Origin of the sequence: Kitasatospora sp. NPDC051702, from assembly GCF_040681575.1 — a bacterium.
GTDB lineage: Bacteria > Actinomycetota > Actinomycetes > Streptomycetales > Streptomycetaceae > Kitasatospora.
The window spans coordinates 1-1,030 of record NZ_JBFAZB010000121.1; the positions used below are offsets into that span (position 1 = coordinate 1).

Annotated in this window: 1 rRNA gene; it reads left to right on the plus strand. The window is 55.8% G+C overall.

What is annotated here, in order from left to right:
• Window positions 1–1,028 (plus strand): 23S ribosomal RNA (locus AB0N04_RS38595); the annotation flags it as partial.
• Window positions 1,029–1,030: the final 2 nt, after the last annotated feature.

Sequence of the window (1,030 nt, forward strand, 5' to 3'; positions counted from 1 at the left end):
GGCGAAGCTGAGAACTTAAGCGCCAGTAAACGGCGGTGGTAACTATAACCATCCTAAGGTAGCGAAATTCCTTGTCGGGTAAGTTCCGACCTGCACGAATGGCGTAACGACTTCTCGACTGTCTCAACCATAGGCCCGGTGAAATTGCATTACGAGTAAAGATGCTCGTTTCGCGCAGCAGGACGGAAAGACCCCGGGACCTTTACTATAGCTTGATATTGGTGTTCGGTTCGGCTTGTGTAGGATAGGTGGGAGACTTTGAAGCAGCAACGCCAGTTGTTGTGGAGTCGTCGTTGAAATACCACTCTGGTCGTGCTGGATGTCTAACCTGGGTCCGTGATCCGGATCAGGGACAGTGTCTGGTGGGTAGTTTAACTGGGGCGGTTGCCTCCTAAAGGGTAACGGAGGCGCCCAAAGGTTCCCTCAGCCTGGTTGGCAATCAGGTGTTGAGTGTAAGTGCACAAGGGAGCTTGACTGTGAGACTGACGGGTCGAGCAGGTACGAAAGTAGGGACTAGTGATCCGGCGGTGGCTTGTGGAAGCGCCGTCGCTCAACGGATAAAAGGTACCCCGGGGATAACAGGCTGATCTTCCCCAAGAGTCCATATCGACGGGATGGTTTGGCACCTCGATGTCGGCTCGTCGCATCCTGGGGCTGGAGTAGGTCCCAAGGGTTGGGCTGTTCGCCCATTAAAGCGGTACGCGAGCTGGGTTTAGAACGTCGTGAGACAGTTCGGTCCCTATCCGCTGTGCGCGTAGGAGTGTTGAGAAGGGCTGTCCCTAGTACGAGAGGACCGGGACGGACGAACCTCTGGTGTGCCAGTTGTCCTGCCAAGGGCATGGCTGGTTGGCTACGTTCGGGAGGGATAACCGCTGAAAGCATCTAAGCGGGAAGCCTGCTTCGAGATGAGCACTCCCACCTCCTTGAGAGGGTAAGGCTCCCAGTAGACGACTGGGTTGATAGGCCGGATATGGAAGCCCTGTGAGGGGTGGAGTTGACCGGTACTAATAGGCCGAGGGCTTGTCCTCAG